Raw genomic sequence first — 18,088 nt, 5'->3', positions numbered from 1 at the left:
ATAATAAATATAGCTGAATTTTTCATCTTTTCTATTTAACTTGCATAATATCCATGTAGTTTTTAACTGCACCTTTATCCCAGCTAACATCTAAGCCTAAGGCATTCAAGTCCATTCTTGTTCTATCTTCAGGGTTCAAGAACATTTCAGTAGCCATAGCTTCCTTTAACTTTTCAGCATCACGATCTCGGACTTCTTCTTTTTTATCACCTGCAGTACACATATATTCGTAATCTTTTACCGTAATTGAATTTGCAGTATCAGGATTTGTAAGTCTTCCATTTTCATCAAATTCAGCAGGATATGCTTTTCTTGAGATATTTCCACTTGCTTTCATACCGCCTACTTCGGTAAGAATGTCGTGAGAACCGTTATACATACCTTTCAAGTCACTTATACCAAATGGTTCAAAATCGCTTGCAGTAGTATTAGTAGTTGTCATATTCATTAATTGCAAACCACCCGCTGACATTCTGTTTCTTGTCCACAAAATACGAGCCTCAGGGTGTTTCTTTTGTTCAGCTTCTATTAAATTTTTAACATCTGTATCATAAGGAGTACCTTCCGCACCACCAGAGATAATCATAACCGGTACGTCTAATTTTTCACCTTTACCCATTTTGTTTACAGAGGAAATTGTATCTAACAACTTGCTATATGCTACAACGCAAGTATCAAAACCTTTTTGGCTATCCATTCTTGATGCCATAGTAAACATCGGCGTATTTTCATTTATATCATCAATATTGAATGTACCAAAGAAATTAGGAGCACCAGCCAACAATGGAGATGGTTTATCATTATTTTGGGCAGCATCTTTTAATAACGCAATAAACATTTTTTTGTTGTGTACTTTGTCTTCAGCGAATTTAGCAGGATCAATTTTTGAAACATCATCACTAACATCATTTAAATATGGACGGATTTTTGTATCAACATCAGGACCTAAAAGCTCAGCAAGTTTTGCATTTATTCCATGTATGTTTCCTTTTTTAGTTTTGTCATTAGGGACACCATAAAGGACTTCTCTTGTTGATGCTTCAGGAGCTTTGTCTACACCATTTGGGAATGAAACAAGTCCCTTATTTGATTGTCTTAATTTTAATAAAGTGGTTAAATCTTTACCAGCTAAATTCTTCTCAGAAATTTCATCGGTATAACCTTCAGAAACCGCACCAATTTTTGACGCCAAAGCAACACTGAGAGCAGCTGGGTTCATAAAGTTAGAAGTAAAACCAAGTCTTTGGTTTGGAGTGCCAAATATTTCTTTTCCGTCAAGGTCTTTTTCTTCAATAAACGCATTGTTTACAATATCTGCTGCATAGCCACCATAGATAGTGTTATAATATGATTTTATGGTTTTGGAATCCCAAACTCTGCCTTGATATCCTTCTCCGATATTGTGAATAGGAACTGCAGTATTATCAGCCATTTTTCTCAAATATTCAGCCGTATCTTTTGAGCGGGCACCGTCATCTTCTTCAGCAATTGAAACTAATCTCATTTTGGCAATCAAACCACCTGATTGCCAAGCTTCATGAGCAACCATTTTGTTCGGAGCATCTATAGACGTGCCATCGGCATGTTTCATTTTACCTTCTTTTGCAACTGCCAAAGCTTCATATACAAGATTGTCAAATTGTCCCATACGAACTTTTTCAGGATTACCTTTCAAGTCAGCATAAACCGTAGCATTTTTACCTGTACCGCCAATTAGTTCATTATCTTTATAGTCAAAATTCTTATCATCATTTAAGAACAAATATTTTTGACCATCAACGACACCTTCAAATGCTCTAAAATTTGCACCATCTGACATTTTGCCTGAATATACCAAATCGAGTTTTATTTCAGGATAATATTTTTTGCCATTGTCATCAGTTTTAGTATAACATTTTGAACGATAAGAATAACTACCATCTTCATTTTTAGTAAGAGTTCTTCCAACTTTGTCGCCATCTTTAAATGCAGCATCAAACAATGGAGCTACTGCATAAGTATCTACACCTTGTTTTGTATAAGCTTGAGGAGCTTGTTCTGCAATATCTTTTTGTCCACCGGCATTATTAAACTGGGTTTCATAGCTTACAGACCACAATCTTGCATCTTTTTTATCAATAGGAGTCATTTGAGATTCGCCATTGACAGCACGGCTTATTTCAGCCTTCATTTTTTCGATAGTTTCAGGTTTTAATTCTTTTTTAGAATCCAATCCTTTAACCCACAAATCACCCCAAACAGGTTCTTCTTCTGTTGTAATTTTTCTACCGTTATCAGTCTTCATTTTATTTCCTAAAATATGAAAGCCTTCCATCGCTGTAATTATTAACCCTGATTTCACAACCGAATTTTTTATAACGCTTGTTTCTTCAGACAACTTCGTTATTTGTGCTGATAAGCCCTTTATTGCACTTGAATCAGCAATGTTTCCTGACATTTTTGTTCCGATATCAGAAACACTGTCTGCAATTTTTGAAACCATTTCATCTTTTACACCATTAATAGCTTTCATTGCAGCTTTTTGATTAAAGACAAGAGCTACCGGAGTTGCTATCAATGCTGCAACGCCACTATATTTCAAAACATTATCCAAAACACCTGAAGATTTTTTTTCTTCTGCTTTAGAAGATGTAAATATGTCTTTTTGAGGCGTCTTATCAACAGCATTTTGATTAATTGTTGAAACCGCAACCGGTAATTGACTCACAACAGGTTGTGCAGGATTGTTTGTTATACTAGCTTGTGGTTTTGCAATCAATGCATCCAAATCGATACTCATAATAACTCCTTATAAATACAATAAATAAACAGAAATAATAGGTTTGGCGAGCTCCTCAAACTCTTGAGAGCGTATTTCACCATCAGATATTCAAAAAAGCATAAAAAAATTATTTGTTAGTCTCTCTAAAAAATATTCTTTTATAACTCCCCGATTTCTTTATTATAGTTAAATTATGCACAAATAAAAGTTTTTTTTACAAAAATTTACAATACACTATTTAAGATAGTTTTAACAGGTTCAGCCTTGTTTAATATATAAAAATGCATACCTTTTACACCAAAATTGACCAAATCCATAACTTGCTCTGAGGCAAATTCAATACCTATTTGCCTTATTTCTGCTGCGTTATCTTGATTAGAATTTAATTTTTCTAACAATAAATTAGGAACATGCACTTTACACATTTCAACCATTCTATTCAATTGTTTTACATTCGTAATCGGTAGAATACCCGGAATAACAGGAATATTAATACCTTTTTTACGTATTTTATCAACATATTTGTAGAAATACACATTATCAAAAAACAACTGTGTAAAAATAGCAGACGCACCCTCATCAACCTTCTTTTTCAAATAATCAATATCACTATCCAAAGAAACAGACTGTGGATGTCCTTCCGGATAACCGGCAACTGCAATGTTCAAATTAGTTCTTGAGGAGATAAATTTCACCAAATCTTCCGCATGCTCAAAATCAGAAAAAACGCACTCTTCATCTTGAGGCAAATCACCTCTTAGAGCCAAAACATTTTTTATATCATCAGCTTCAATTTTTGAAATATAATCCAGTACGAATTTTTTATCTGCATTAACACACGTAAAATGAGGCATGACCTCTAAGTTTAAAGTATCTTTAATTTTCAATGCAAGCTCCATTGAATTCGACTTAGTCGAGCCACCTGCTCCATATGTCACAGAAATAAGACTCGGATTATATTCTTTTAATTCAGTCAATTCGTTCATTAAATATTGACTTTTTTCGGCAAAATCAATCTTGGGAGGGAAAACCTCAAATGAAATCGCTGGTTTTTCGTTTCCGTAGGAGTATATTTCTTGCAAATTCATACTTTATCCTTATTTGTTTATAGAAAAATAAACATCCTTGAGTCGTTTTTTACTTACATGCGTATATAATTGAGTTGTAGAAACGTCAGAATGTCCCAAAAGCTCTTGAACTACCCTTAAATCAGCACCATTTTCCAACAAATGTGTGGCAAAAGAATGTCTGAGAGTATGTGGCGAAATATGTTTGTCTATTGAGTTTCCCAACTTTTGTATTATAACATACACATCCTGCCTAGTGATTTTTTTACCTTTTTGGTTAATAAAAAGATAATTAGATGTTGTTTTATTTTTTAAAAGATACAATTCTCTTTCTTTTAAATATTTATTTACGGCAATCTGAGCACGGTGTCCGATAGGAACAATTCTTTCCTTTGAACCTTTCCCAACGCAGCGGACAAAATCAGAACGCAAATCAATATTAGGCAGCTTAATATTAACAAGCTCTGAAACCCTCAATCCGGCGGCGTACAGCAGCTCAAAAATAGCTCTTTCGAACACATCTAAATGCTTATTTAGTATAGAATCAATTTCTTTTATTGTTAAAACTTTCGGTAATTTTTTTTGTAATTTTGGTTGTTCTATGCTTAAGGTAGGATCCCTCTTGACATATTCATTTATTGATAACCACGAAAACCAACCTCGCAATGAAGCTATTTTTCTAGAAACGCTTGTGGGCGAATAATTTTTATCTCTTAACTTTTTTAAATATAAATTAATCGAACTGCGTTCAATATCCTCAAAGCATTGAATATCTATGGAATTTACAAACTCAATAAAATAAGATAAATCACGACGGTACGCCTCAATCGTATTTTGAGCCAAACCTCGTTCTATCTCCAAATATTCAAGATATTGAGCTATGTAGTGAATAAACATAGCTCAATTTTATCATTTTGATTATATATTACAAGTTTTTCATAACCGATTTTTCAAGAGAATCAGCTTTTGCAAACAACGCATCCAAAGATGATGTGTCTTCTTGAACATCAGGGAACTGTGTAGGTTCTGTAGATGGGACATATACTCTTTGACCTGATATAGATTGTTTTGATTGAGATTTATCATCTTCTTTTTTTATTTTTTTTGCATCAATTGCATCTTGAGATAGATTTTGTGCACCTTGTGGTTGCACAGGTGAATTATTTTGTTTTTGAGCTGGCGTTGGTGCATTATTTATTGATGTATTTTGAGCATTAGCTTGCTTATTTGTCATCATATCTAAATAATTTGTAGAACCGTCTTTTGAAGCATTTGCGGGGGTTGTGTCTATTGTAGACTTACCTTGTTTTTCAGCCTTCTTTTTTGCTTCTTCATTTTTTACTTCTGTAGGAGTACCAAAAAGTCTATGACAAAGTTTCATTACAGGCTTCATTAACATAGGAGATATAGCAAACATCATCACAATAAATCTTAATGTACCACCACCGATACCTCTTAATTTATTGGCAAAATTACCTTTTAAAGGATTTTTTTCGAGTCCTACAGCCAAAACGGATGCCGTTTTTCGAACTAACTTTTGTAAAATATTTCCATCTTTTTTAGCTGCTTTTAATGCAGATTTATAAGCTTGTTTTGCTTCAGGTGTTGCCGCTGATAAAGCATCTTTTGCTGCTTTTGCTAATGATTCTATATTTTGAGGTTTTATTCCCCAATTTTTTAAACTTGCAGCCTTATACATCAACCCACCTGCAAGGGGTAACATCATATAAGACCCCATATCTGATACAGCCTCATCAGCAAAAGTAGAAACTCTTTCACCTTTTGGTGCATCTTGAGTTTTATTCATTACACCGTTATAGATGTATAGCCCCATCAAATAGCCCATTGCGGTCTTACTGGCAACCCCATTAGACATTGCTTCAATTCCACGAAGAGAAATTTGTTGCAATTTTTGCCCTGCTTTTGTTGTCGCAGTATCACCATTTAATATTGCATACTTTTTAATAGCTTCGGCAAGATTTACCTTTTGCCCCGCCATAAATCCACCTTCGGTTTGTTGGATAATTTTAGCAAATTCACTGTTTTCCCCGAAAGCTTCTAAGAATTTGTTTACATCTTTTATTTTTCCGTCTTTTCCACGGAAACTTTTTGTAATTTCTGAATATATTTTTTCAAAATTGTCAAACTTGCTGGAATCATCAGCCGCAATTTTTCTAACAGCATCGACCAAATCATCGACATTATCAGATTTTGTTAATTTTTTTAAAGTGGAAGAAAGAATTTCTGTTTTACCATCATTACTTTTTAAGACTTCTTCAATTACCGATTTTCCGTCCTTTGTAAGACCTTTTTCAGTCAAGCCTCTCAAAGCTTCAAATATTTTAGATTTATCAGCTTTTTTTAAAGGTGAAGATTTAATATCGGACAATAATTTTTCAACCGCAGTCGCATCAACTTTTCCCTTTGTTAGTTTTTGCAAAGCTGAATAAACATCTTGTTCTTTGAGCATAGCTCTCAATGTATCTGTAGCAGTATCTAGGACTTCGCCCTTGGTACCTCTCAAAGTTTGCTTAACTAATTGCAACTTAGGAGTTACAAGATTTTTTTTATCTTTTAAAAATTTTGTCAAACTACTATTTTCAAAAAAGTTTTTTATACCTTTGACCGCACGATTATTGTCAGCAAAGTTTTTAAAGCCTTCACCTATTGATTTTGCAACTTTATTATTTGCCAAAAAATCGTCAATTTTGTTTGTTAATTTAAAGAAATTGCCGTTTTTTATGGCTTTATTCAATACGCCACTAAGTCCAAATACAACGCCAAGAGCCCCAAGAATTGAAATTATAGCTTTTTTAGGATTTTTTGTATCTACCCCAAAGCTGCTGAGCATAGAACCAACAAATGAATCTTGAGCCGTCTCTTTTACTGCAGTGCCAGCTTTTTGAATACTTGCTTGCGTTTGCGGAGACAATTGATTCAAATCATATCCCTGCATATTGACAGGATAATTATATTGTTGATTATTGGAATAATTTACGGACATAAATAACCTCTAATAATACCTAATATAATAAAAACACGGCGAAAGGTTTTATTGTCTTATTCTTAGTATTAATATAAAGTTTGTTAACAAAAAACAAAGACAACAAAAAAGACGGTCAAGCATTCCGTCTTTTTCGTATTTATAAATCTGGTTTAGCAAGGGTGACTATTTATTAGCCGTTAGCGAAGATTTTGTAAGTTGTTTCGATGTTTTTATCAATAACCTTTTTAACTGAATCAACTTCTGTTTCTATCGCTTTGTGTTGAGTTTCTACTTGTTTCAATTCAAGGTCAAGCATTTTATCTTGAGTTTGAAGTTTCAAAGTAGCTGCTTCGTATTGAGTTTCTGCAAGATTGTCATCAGCTGTGTACAAATTATCTTGGATGACATCTGAACCTTGCCAAGAGAAACTATCATAGCTATCAGTTTTATTGTTGTATTGATTCAAATACAAACCGCCGCCTCTAAGAGCATTTTGGAATACGTACGGATTTGAAATATCTGAACATACATTGATTTCGTAACGATCTTCGGCTCTTGATGTATCAGCTACAGTTGATTCTGTACCATCAGAATTTTTAACTGTTTTTGTAGGATAAGCGTATGATTTTGTTGATCCGTCTGCTTGAGCAACAGATACGCTTGAAAATCCTGCCGGTAAGCTATTGGCATCAGGAACTACCATTCTGCCTTGGTTGTCAGTTACGATGTAAGATGCACCGAGACCTGATTTGCCGATTGCTGTTAAGCCGTTGTAGCTTAATACTTCTGTTAATGTTTCATTTTCGTTACCGTTTACATCAAAGACATACATCATTTGTTTGTTTGAAATCTTTTGAGTGTAATCAGTAGCTAATTGTTCTGCTTGCATTGACAACACAATTTTTCTTTGAGAAATTGTTTGAGCTCTGTATTCCAAGTCGCTCTTTCTTGCTGTCAATAAAAGTAATCTTGCTTGAGATGATGCTAAACCCATAATTTAAAACCTTTATTATTTAACCACACTTATATAAAAACAATTTTTATATACTAATTGCATAAAGGATATATATCGTTACAATAGTTCACATTTATGCTTAGACGAGTAGTGATAAGCCTTTCACACCTTTTTATTATATTTTCACATACCCTTTTGAAAGCTTTTAACTTTCCCTTACTCTATTTTTATCGGTAAATTTAATGATTTCTTAAGCTAAAAACATTGTTTATTAAGCTTTTGTTACAATACGAAATGAAAAAATCACGAAATAAAAGCTATTTGTGAAAACAAATAGCTTTTATTCTTATTATACCGTTTCTTACTTTTCTTTTTTATATGTATTAATATTAACGATTTTGTTCAAATCTTCAGGCAAATAGAATTCGCAAGTGTTCCATAATAATGTTTCTGTAGGTTCTGACAATTCATCAGTCACAACAGCCCTGTTACAAAATCCTTTTAGCATATTTGTCGTTCCATCTATCTTTGGTGAAAAATAAGCACAGGTTTGACATATCTTAATTCTAAAACCATGTTGGAAAAGTTTATCCGTAATATCTTTTATTGCATCACACATTCTTATATGAGAATCCGTTACATACCTTTTCTTTTTATATTTAAATATTACCTTTACCAACCCATCTTCTGAAATTAAATCTAAAAAGCAATTAATATTGTTTTTTCCATCAGTAACAATAACAGGCAAAGTAGCCTTTTCAACATTTATATATTCTTTTTTTGCAAGTAATTTTTTAAAAAACTTATATATAGGCGATTGCAAAACAAATCTATCAAAAATCGAATAAAACGGATAAGCAAACAAATATCTAAATTGAGCATGTTCTTGTTTTTCAATAGCGATAGAAGCAATAAATGCACCTATAAGCAATGCGGCAAATGTTGCAACCAACGGAAAATCAAATATAAAATAATAATTATAAGAGAAAACAGCTATACCAATCAACAGCATTAATAATAACAATACATTTGGCGTAAACATATTCAATATAAATTCTGAAAATTTCCAATTACGAGAAAACATCATCTTAAAGCAATGCTTAAACAACGAAAATCTATAAGATACACTTGGACTCTCCGAATTGTAAGACGCAATATCTACCCAAGTTTTAACTTCAGGAGAATATATTGGCACGAAATTGTTTCGAGTCAACAAAACAGTATATTTAAGCTCGCTGTTTACGTCCTTAAAATCGACACACCTTATTTTTTCTATAACTTCTTGTTTAATAGCCACAACATCAGAATCAATTCTGGCAGCCAATCGCAAAACAGAGCGACCCGTCTTAATAATATTATTTGAATATCTATTTATTCTATCAATCATTCTTTCATAAAAAGAAGGTTTTTCACCAAGAACAATCTCTGTTGAGCCGACAACTATGTCAGATTTAAACAAAGAAGCATTAACAGAGGTTAAAAAATTCTCATCAACCACCCTGTTTGCGTTCAAAAAAGCAAAGGCATTAACATTTTGAAAAGAAATCAAACGTTCTAAAAGCCAAGAAATAGCCTCATCTTTTCCCATCGGAGCACCGTCTGATAAACGCCAAACTTTTGCACCACCGATAAACTCTAACTTATTCGCAGAATCATCGGTACAATTATCAAGAATAATATGAATTTGATAATTATTTTTGGGATAAGTTTGTTTATTTAGCATCTCAAGCATCGGAACAACAGTTTTTTCGTCATTTTGAGCATAAATAATAACTACAATATTATTATTGTATGCGGTTGTAGAAAATTTTTGTTGAGATTGAAGAGCATGCTTTTTAGTACTAGCAAAAACGACTATAGCATAATAAAGCGAAAACGCCATTACGTATAGGAAAATAAGTATTAAAGAATTTATTAATAAGTCAATCATAATTACCTCAATAACAATTTTAGATAAAACAAAAGAAAAAATCCATAGAAAAATAACTAAAATACGATATGAAATCAATAATTTGTAAATTTTTATTAATATTTTGACTAAAAGTGTAAACTTTTTCCTTCAGGTGAATTATTATAAGTGTAACAAATCCCCAAATCTCCTCCCAAGATTATTAAGTATTAGCTGCTATGCAGCTATTTTTTTTTGAAAAGAGAAGAAACCACTTGCGAAGTAAGATTTTTGTAATAGAATAATACTTGAATGCGCTTGTAGCTCAGCTGGATAGAGTGTTTGGCTACGAACCAAAAGGTCGGGGGTTCGAATCCCTCCAGGCGCGCCATTTAAGACTCCTTTGTGGAGTCTTTTTATATGTTTAAAACTAATTCAAATCCCAAAAATCAAACAATACTTGAAAGATTACACAAAGAGCTTTTGCTGTTTTTTCAACGACTGTCAAGGTAACTAAATAAGCAACTATACGTATATTTTTGATTTTGATGAACTTTTGTTGAGAGCACTAAAGAAATAAAAGATTGTCTAAATACAAACAAAGAAATGTTAAACATAATAATTTCAATTATTTTTAATTCGAAATATAATGTTTGTATGCAATGCAAAAGTTTAAAACCAATAGTTAACAAGGAATCCCGTTACTTAATTCTTGGCTCAATGCCGGGAATACGCTCATTGCAACAACAAGAATACTATGCTCATCCTCAAAACAGATTTTGGAAGATTATGGGTAGGATATGCAACACTCAAGAACTTGAAAATAATGATTACAAGACAAAAACTAACACCTTGTTAAAAAACGAGATTGCCCTATGGGACGTAATTCATAGTTGCGAAAGGGAGGGAAGCCTTGACACATCAATAGAAAACGAGCAACCTAATCAATTAAAAAAACTTCTTAATAATTATAAAAATATAAAATACATTCTTTGCAACGGAAGTAAAGCTTACACAAGTTTCAAAAAACATTTTAACGATTTAGAAAATTATGAATTATACAAACTACCCTCAACCAGTCCGGCAAATGCAAATTGGAATTTAGAGCAATTATATGCAGTGTGGAGTGAAAAATTTTTTCACTGACAAAAATATCAAAGAGCATAAAATATATAAATAAAGCCCCAAAAAGGAGCTTTTAATTTATAACCTAACCTTTTTCTATAACACTTGTTAAAAGGTCACCGTAGCTGTTGAAACCGCCATTTGATTCTTCAATACTGTATGAAATTTCCGGGTCATCAATCTTTGCTTGTTTTGCAACTTTTTGAGCTTCCTCCAAGTCGCTGTATTCTCCTAATAAGTCGGGGGAAAAAGATGACGGTTTATCAACATATACAAGATACATAAAATTCTCCTTAATTGTAAATCTGCAAGTATTATAATACAAAATTTCCGCGTGGTATAATTATTAACAAGAGGAAATTATGAATAAAGATTATGAATACGCAATAGATGTTGAAAATGCAACCGTTTTGCTTGGTGGAAACGAGATATTGCACAACATATCATGGCAGGTTAAAAAAGGTGCAAGATATTTTATTTTAGGTGCAAATGGTGCAGGTAAAACAACCCTTGTAAGAACAATTTTGGGCTACATATGGCCTTTGTATGGTGCTAAAGTTGAAGTGTTAGGAAAACGTTACGGAAAAACAAACCTCAATACACTTCGCAAATCTATAGCGTGGGTTAGTCCGTTTTTACAAAAGAAAATGCCAGAATATTCAAGCGGTTTAGATATGGTACTATCAGGTCCTGAAGGCTTTTTAGGATTTTCAGGGAATGCTTCTTCTGAAGAAACGCAAAAGGCAAGAACACTTCTTAAAGAATTAAGAGGAGAGCACCTTGGGGACAAAAATATAAACGACATGTCCTCAGGCGAACAGATGAAAATTTTAATAGCAAGAGCCCTATTAACAGAGCCTGAATTGGTGATTTTGGATGAACCAACTGTTTATCTTGATATTGCGGAAAGAGAATATTTTCTAAACGCAGTAAATAAATTATCAGAGACTCACCCTGATTTAACAATGATTTTCATATCACAAAGAATCGAAGACATACTGCCAATTTTTACATTGGGAATGATTATGAAATCAGGTAAAATTGAAGCTTGCGGAAAGAAACAAGATGTTCTTACCGAACAAAATATAGAAAAGACCTTCGGGATTAAAACGAAATTGATTAAGGCAAATTCAGGAAGACTTTGGACGATTATTGATTAATAATCGGGTGTTTGATAAGCTCTTGAATCCACTTTTCTTTAGCTTCATCACTCAACATTAATTGACAACTTTCAGGCAACATATTCAACGCCCCGTTGGCAAAACAACTTTTTATATAATCATCTTCCCTATCGTCAAAAGCTTCAAAACCTAACTTGTAATAAAAAGGAATTGGATTTTCATCACTTCGATAAGGAGCCAAGGTTTTGGCGTATCCTTTTTCTGCCTCAAGCCATAGCGGATTAGCACAGCCTTTCTTGTTACTGATAGAAAAAGCGGCTTTAACAAGGGCACTTCCAATGCCTAAATATTTATCCCCCATAAGTGAACGTAAATGCCTTATTTCTGAAGTCAGAGCTTTTTCATCAATATAATCTTCAATATCCATAGTATCTGCAGGAATATATATATCTAAGAAACCAGCCTCTTTTCCTTTTACGGTCATTTTAATTTGAGTATAATCACCGATTTCATCATATTTCAAAAGAGCTTTTTGCTTTTTACCGGTAGATTTTTCAATAACTTGGGTTTCTCCTAGTTTTTTCAATGAACCAAAAGCTATGGGCATATAATTTGCTTTTATAAAAGAAGAATTGGGCATATTCTTTTCAAAAGTTAAGACATCTTCACAATTTAGTGCATTATTTGTATGATTTTTCACACCAATTTGATGATTTGATAGCAAATTATTTTTATTAAGAGGTTTTATATTCACGTAAAGTACCAATATTATTACATGAAATATAAACACCCAAACATATAATTAATTGCTTGACATGACGATAAAAAAAGAATTACAATTAATAGACTAACTTGAGGGAATCAGGGTGAAATTCCTTGGCTGGTCCGCAACCGTAAAGTCGGAATACTCAACTTAGTATTGATGTTACACCTCGGCACAGGAGATAGATTATGACGAAACAAATAACCTAGACTATTAATTTTACACCATTTTTATCTGCACGATATAATTATAGGTGCGTGTATTGCGACGAAACAGCAAACTTTTTGTACTCACTACCACTAAACTTTCAGAGGGGAAATATGGAAAAAATACTTAAAAGAGACGGCAATGTCGTAGAATTCAACTCCGACAAAATCACTAATGCTATTGTCAGAGCGGGGCTTGCTACAAAAGAATTTGATAAAAAAACAGCTAAAACACTTACTGAAAAAGTTATATCTTTGGTTTCTAAACTTGTAAAAGAAAGACAAGAAGAACACAATATTTCATCTGTTGAAGAAGTTCAAGATGTTGTAGAATACGTTTTGTTTTCTTCTAACTATAAAAAAACAGCCAAATCATATGCTGTTTATCGTGAACAACACGCAAAAATCAGAGATTTTGCAGAAAATGCACAAGTTGATATGATTGACGATTATTTGTCATTAATTGATTGGAAAGTCAATGAAAATTCTAACATGGGTTACTCAATCCAAGGTTTGAACAACTACATCGCTTCAAACATAAGTAAAAGCTACTGGTTAAACAAAATATATCCTGACGCAATCAAAGAAGCTCATTCGCAAGGTGACATACATATCCACGACTTAAATATATTAGCTTCATATTGCGTTGGTTGGGACTTAAAAGACCTATTAATGGAAGGTTTTAAAGGCGTTGAAGGTAAAATATCCAGTGCACCTGCGAAACATTTCAGAACAGCTTTGGGACAAATTGTAAACTTTATGTACACTTTGCAAGGTGAATCAGCTGGAGCACAAGCTTTTTCAAACTTTGACACATTGCTTGCACCATTCATTAGATATGATAATCTTACTTATGCACAAGTAAAACAAGCTATGCAAGAATTTATTTTCAATATGAACGTCCCGACTCGTGTAGGATTCCAAACTCCATTTTCAAATATAACAATGGACTTAAATGTTCCGAGCTATTATAAAGAGCAAGGCGTAATTATCGGAGGAGAAATCCAAGAAGCTACTTACGGCGACTTCCAAGGGGAAATGGACATGGTCAATAAAGCCTTCTTTGAAGTAATGATGGAAGGTGACAGTGCAGGAAGAGTCTTTACGTTCCCGGTTCCTACTTATAATATTACAAAGGACTTTAACTGGGAAAACAAAAATCTTGACGGATTATGGGAAATAACTGCAAAATACGGAATTCCAAACTTCTCAAATTTTGTAAATTCAGACCTCAACCCAGAAGACGCACGCTCTATGTGCTGCCGTTTAAGAATTGATAACAGACAGCTCCAATACAGAGGTGGCGGTTTATTCGGTTCTAACCCTCTAACGGGTTCTATCGGTGTTGTAACAATCAATTTACCAAAAATAGGGTACCAAGCTAATAACAAACAAGAATTTTTCAAAATTCTTACAGAAAGAATGGATTTAGCAAAAGAATCACTTGAAATAAAAAGAAAGTTGGTTGAAAAATTTACCATCAACAACCTTTATCCATATACAAAATTTTACCTTAGAGATATTTATGCAAGATTTAATGAATACTGGAAAAACCACTTCTCTACAATTGGTTTAATCGGTATGAACGAAGCTTGTTTAAACTTATTCGGGGAAAATATTGCAAGTGAAAAAGGTCATAACTTCGCAATAGAAGTTATGGATTTTATGCGTGAAAGAATTGTTTCATACCAAGAAACAACAGGGCACAACTACAATCTTGAAGCAACACCTGCAGAAGGAACAACTTACCGTCTTGCAAAACTGGATAAAGAAAATTGCCCGCACATAATTTCTGCTAATAACGACGGCGAACCTTACTACACAAACTCTACCCATGTTCCTGTTAATTACACAGACGATGTGTTTGAACTTTTAGACCTTCAAGATGAATTGCAAACAAAATATACCGGAGGAACTACCGTCCACATATTTGCCGGTGAAAGAGTGTCTAATAACGAAACTATGAAAAATTTCGTCAAAAAAGTATGTGAGAACTATAAATTGCCATACTTTACATTCTCTCCGACATTCAGCATCTGCCCTGACCACGGGTATATCGTAGGTGAACACAGTTCATGCCCTACTTGCGGAACAGAATGCGAAGTCTATTCGAGAGTTGTAGGATTTATAAGACCTGTCAAACAGTGGAATAAAGGCAAACAAGCGGAATTTAAAGCCAGAAAAACCTATAATATCGCAAAAGAAGGCAAGGAATGTCTATCAAAATAGGTGGCATTCAAAAAACATCTTTTATTGATTATCCTAATAAGATTGCAGCTACAATTTTTACATTGGGCTGCAATTTTGCTTGCGGATATTGTCATAATCCTGAGCTTGTCAAAAACGGCGACGGAATTTTGTATAAGGAAAATGAAATTCTCGAATTTTTAACAAAGAGAAAAGGGAAACTCGATGCTGTCGTAATAAGTGGTGGCGAGCCAACTATACAAAAAGATTTGCCAACTTTTATAAAAAGAATAAAAGAATTTGGATTTCTAATAAAACTCGACACAAACGGAACAAATCCAACAATGTTGCAACAACTTATCAAAGAAAAACTGATTGATTATGTTGCAATGGATATAAAAGCCCCGTTGGATAAATATAACGAAATATCAAAATCTTCTATCAGCACAAATTTGATAAAATCAAGCATTGATATATTATTAAAAAAAGATGTTGAATACGAATTCAGGACTACAGCCACGCAAGAGCAACTATCGAATAATGACTTTGAAAAAATTGGGCTTTTATTAAAAGGTGCAGAAAAATATTATATCCAAAAATTTGTTGCGTCAAAAACACTCGACTCATCATTTATGAATTACAAGCCTCATAGTGATTCGGATTTGCAAAATTTTAAAATGCTATTAGAAAAAAACATTAAAAAAGTTGAGATTCGATAATTAACAAGGTTGCAACACAACAATTCCATAAGGTGGAACAGTAATTTCTTTTGATGAAACAATGCCTTCATTTATATATTGCCCACTACCTTGGTATTTATTTTCATTGCTGTTTATAAGTTCTTTTACATTTTTCGAAGATGTTGTTTGCAATTCAAAATCAGATTGAGGGCAAGAAGAAAAATTCATAACAGCGATAACTTCATGTCCATCATTGTCGTATCGTTTTACTTCAAGAGTTGCCTTATCCTTTTTTACAGCTGAGCATACATTTTCTAATTTCGTTTCGCTAAAAGCTTTATTTGTACGAAAAATATGTGCAAAATCTTTAGAAAACTCATTTGTCCCATAATTAACCCACTTGGGGTTATAAGAATTTTGCTCAAGTTTTGAATCCTGAAAAGCGTTCTCATCAGGAGCATAACCTTTTTCGAGCTCAATATCAGATAAATTTTTCTTTGCGGAATTTGGTACTTCACAGAAGAATTTCAAAGGAGCAAGCTCACCCCTATCATCACCCATAAAGAATTCTTTAGGGCTCGGATGCATAAACATTGCACCTAAGAGCAACTTGTTGAGCTCGAACGCTTTGTTAAATTCACGCATAAACAAATTTTTATTAACAGGAGCTTTGCAGCCTAATTTTTGTTGCAATTCTTCTGGCATCGGCTCACCGTTTTCTGAATAATATTTAACCATCTCAAATATTAATTTTTGAGATTTCCGCCAATCATTACCGCACCGCTGAGTCAAATCAAGACCGTCAGCGAGTATTCCCACCATATTACGTTTTCCGCCAGCTTCATTTCCTATTTCATCATGGTTAGAAATATTTACCAGCATATTGTCTGCATCTGCCTTTGGCAATTCAAGATGTTGCTTACATTTTTCTCTATAAGAAGCATCAACACTGCTATCTAGCAACACATCTTCTTCATGTGAACGTAAAACAGAATTGTTATATATAAATGCCAATTTATCTAAATCAGGGCTCATTCCTTTGACGTTTTGATTTTTAGCACACGCAATCAATGATTTGTAAAAATCAAAAGTAGTTTGCCCATTAAAGCCCCAATTTTCATCGCAAACTTCTTTTGGCATATTAGAGTTTGCCATGGTTCTTGAAATACGCATATCTTCAGGGTATAAAATCAAATTTTCTGTTTCTTTATGACTTCTCAAATCACGAACAATATCTTGAATTGCATCATTAGAATCCATAGCTTGAGTTGCATCAAATCTAAATCCGTCGACGTGGTAATTTACAGCCCAATTTACCAACATATCTTTCATGTAAGAACGCATATACTTGGAGTCTTCACCATTGAACTTTAACGTAGCTCCCCAGCTTGTATCTTTTCCTTCTTCAAAAGTAGGAATTGTTTCTTGAACCATTGTGCCATAAGGGCCAAAGTGATTGGGGACAACATCAAGAATAACATTTATACCTTTTTTATGAGCATAATTAACAAATTCCTTAAAATCTTCAGGTCTACCGTATGAATTTTCGACAGCGAATTTTGCGACCTCGTCGTATCCCCAATTGTTTTTTCCGTAGAATTCACCTATTGGCATAATCCTGACTGCATTTGCGACACCATTTTTTGAAATATTATCAAGTTCTTTTTTGGCATTATCGAATCCACCTAAAAGCCCGACATGCATAGACTCGATAATCATATCAGATGGAAGCCCCCACCCGATTTTGCCGTTATTTGAAGCTTTTCTGGCACTAAGCCAAGCACTATCGTCCCAATTAAATTTATCATGGGCGATAACCTCTGATAAACATGAATTTTCATCATAATCATCAATATCATTAGGCAAATAATCCGCTCTCGGGTCGTAAATGTTTTTCATATCCCCGTTTTTTTTCATAATAGTATAGAAATATTTATTACCAGCTTCAACACCGTCAACAACCGTTGAAAATCTATCTCCTTGTTTTTCCATAAAAAATGGTCTAAAACAATCATTTTCATCATCTTTTATAGACACCATAGCAGCTTCAGCCAAAGGAGCCGTTAGCGTAAACCTTGTTTTTCCATCACCTAAATATCTGGCACCTTGCCCTATATGTTCAGCAATAGCACCTTTAAAAGTAATTGAAGAATATGCTTTGTAATTCATCGGCAATATCTTAGAGTGCCCCGAATCTTTTACAACACAAGGCAATGTAGCGTTAATATTATTTTTAACGATATTTTGAGAAATATTTGCGTTTTTGATGCCGAAATTATTTATTATCATGATGAACTATTAATACCGCTAAATTACAATTATTGCCATTTTATGAACAATTGTTTCAAA

At 33.4% G+C, this 18,088-nt stretch carries 13 protein-coding genes, 1 tRNA gene and 1 riboswitch; of the genes, 5 read left to right on the top strand and 9 right to left on the bottom strand.

All coding sequences use genetic code 11. The features are described from left to right. Positions 1–31 precede the first annotated feature (31 nt). From PHV37_02550 to PHV37_02525, 6 genes are all read right to left on the bottom strand, one after another. Positions 32–2,779: a hypothetical protein gene (locus PHV37_02550; protein MDD3236961.1), complete on the bottom strand. Its 2,748-nt coding sequence runs from the start codon at positions 2,777–2,779 to the stop codon at positions 32–34. A 206-nt stretch (positions 2,780–2,985) separates the two neighbouring features. After that, a complete protein-coding gene (metF, locus tag PHV37_02545) occupies positions 2,986–3,849 on the bottom strand; it encodes a methylenetetrahydrofolate reductase [NAD(P)H] (protein MDD3236960.1) in 864 nt (287 codons plus the stop codon). Between the two features lie 9 nt (positions 3,850–3,858). Beyond that, positions 3,859–4,725 (bottom strand): site-specific tyrosine recombinase XerD, encoded by an 867-nt coding sequence (xerD, locus tag PHV37_02540; GenBank protein ID MDD3236959.1) that lies wholly within the window; start codon positions 4,723–4,725, stop codon positions 3,859–3,861. A gap of 28 nt (positions 4,726–4,753) precedes the next feature. Next, positions 4,754–6,832, bottom strand: a complete 2,079-nt coding sequence (locus PHV37_02535; protein MDD3236958.1) for a hypothetical protein — start codon at positions 6,830–6,832, stop codon at positions 4,754–4,756. A 172-nt stretch (positions 6,833–7,004) separates the two neighbouring features. Then, positions 7,005–7,808: a hypothetical protein gene (locus PHV37_02530; protein ID MDD3236957.1), complete on the bottom strand. Its 804-nt coding sequence runs from the start codon at positions 7,806–7,808 to the stop codon at positions 7,005–7,007. Positions 7,809–8,130: 322 nt separating this feature from the next. Then, entirely contained in the window at positions 8,131–9,699 is a 1,569-nt protein-coding gene (locus PHV37_02525) for a glycosyltransferase family 2 protein (protein ID MDD3236956.1), read from the bottom strand. A 272-nt stretch (positions 9,700–9,971) separates the two neighbouring features. On the opposite strand from PHV37_02525, the gene PHV37_02520 reads away from it, so the two are divergent. Together PHV37_02520 and PHV37_02515 are read left to right on the top strand one after the other, a co-directional pair. After that, a tRNA-Arg gene (locus PHV37_02520) sits at positions 9,972–10,048 on the top strand. A gap of 266 nt (positions 10,049–10,314) precedes the next feature. Then, entirely contained in the window at positions 10,315–10,803 is a 489-nt protein-coding gene (locus tag PHV37_02515; protein MDD3236955.1) for a DNA-deoxyinosine glycosylase, read from the top strand. A gap of 64 nt (positions 10,804–10,867) precedes the next feature. Here the strand turns inward: PHV37_02515 and PHV37_02510 are convergent, their stop codons facing one another. Continuing rightward, entirely contained in the window at positions 10,868–11,065 is a 198-nt protein-coding gene (locus PHV37_02510) for a hypothetical protein (GenBank protein MDD3236954.1), read from the bottom strand. 79 nt (positions 11,066–11,144) lie between these two features. Between PHV37_02510 and PHV37_02505 the strand changes: the two genes are divergently transcribed. Next, positions 11,145–11,942, top strand: coding sequence for an ATP-binding cassette domain-containing protein (locus tag PHV37_02505; GenBank protein ID MDD3236953.1), 798 nt, complete (start codon positions 11,145–11,147; stop codon positions 11,940–11,942). Here PHV37_02505 and PHV37_02500 read toward each other — a convergent pair. After that, complete coding sequence (locus PHV37_02500) at positions 11,932–12,603, bottom strand: hypothetical protein (protein MDD3236952.1); 672 nt, start codon at positions 12,601–12,603, stop codon at positions 11,932–11,934. The genes PHV37_02505 and PHV37_02500 overlap by 11 nt on opposite strands. Positions 12,604–12,741: 138 nt before the next feature. Beyond that, a riboswitch (adenosylcobalamin-variant (AdoCbl-variant) riboswitch) is annotated at positions 12,742–12,865 on the top strand. Positions 12,866–12,986: 121 nt separating this feature from the next. On the opposite strand from PHV37_02500, the gene PHV37_02495 reads away from it, so the two are divergent. Together PHV37_02495 and PHV37_02490 are read left to right on the top strand one after the other, a co-directional pair. Next, positions 12,987–15,101 (top strand): ribonucleoside triphosphate reductase, encoded by a 2,115-nt coding sequence (locus PHV37_02495; protein MDD3236951.1) that lies wholly within the window; start codon positions 12,987–12,989, stop codon positions 15,099–15,101. Next, positions 15,086–15,778, top strand: a complete 693-nt coding sequence (locus tag PHV37_02490; GenBank protein MDD3236950.1) for an anaerobic ribonucleoside-triphosphate reductase activating protein — start codon at positions 15,086–15,088, stop codon at positions 15,776–15,778. Before PHV37_02495 ends, PHV37_02490 begins: the two co-directional genes overlap by 16 nt. Here PHV37_02490 and PHV37_02485 read toward each other — a convergent pair whose 3' ends face one another. After that, the gene (locus PHV37_02485) at positions 15,779–18,028 is read right to left on the bottom strand and encodes an alpha-amylase family glycosyl hydrolase (protein MDD3236949.1); all 2,250 of its coding nucleotides are present in this window, start codon (positions 18,026–18,028) and stop codon (positions 15,779–15,781) included. It lies immediately after the preceding gene. Positions 18,029–18,088 lie beyond the last annotated feature (60 nt).

It is taken from the genome of Candidatus Gastranaerophilales bacterium, assembly GCA_028693235.1.
In the GTDB taxonomy this organism is placed as follows: domain Bacteria; phylum Cyanobacteriota; class Vampirovibrionia; order Gastranaerophilales; family Gastranaerophilaceae; genus JAQUVW01.
Note: the sequence above shows the minus strand (reverse complement) of the source record. Positions and strands in the feature narration are given on the sequence as shown.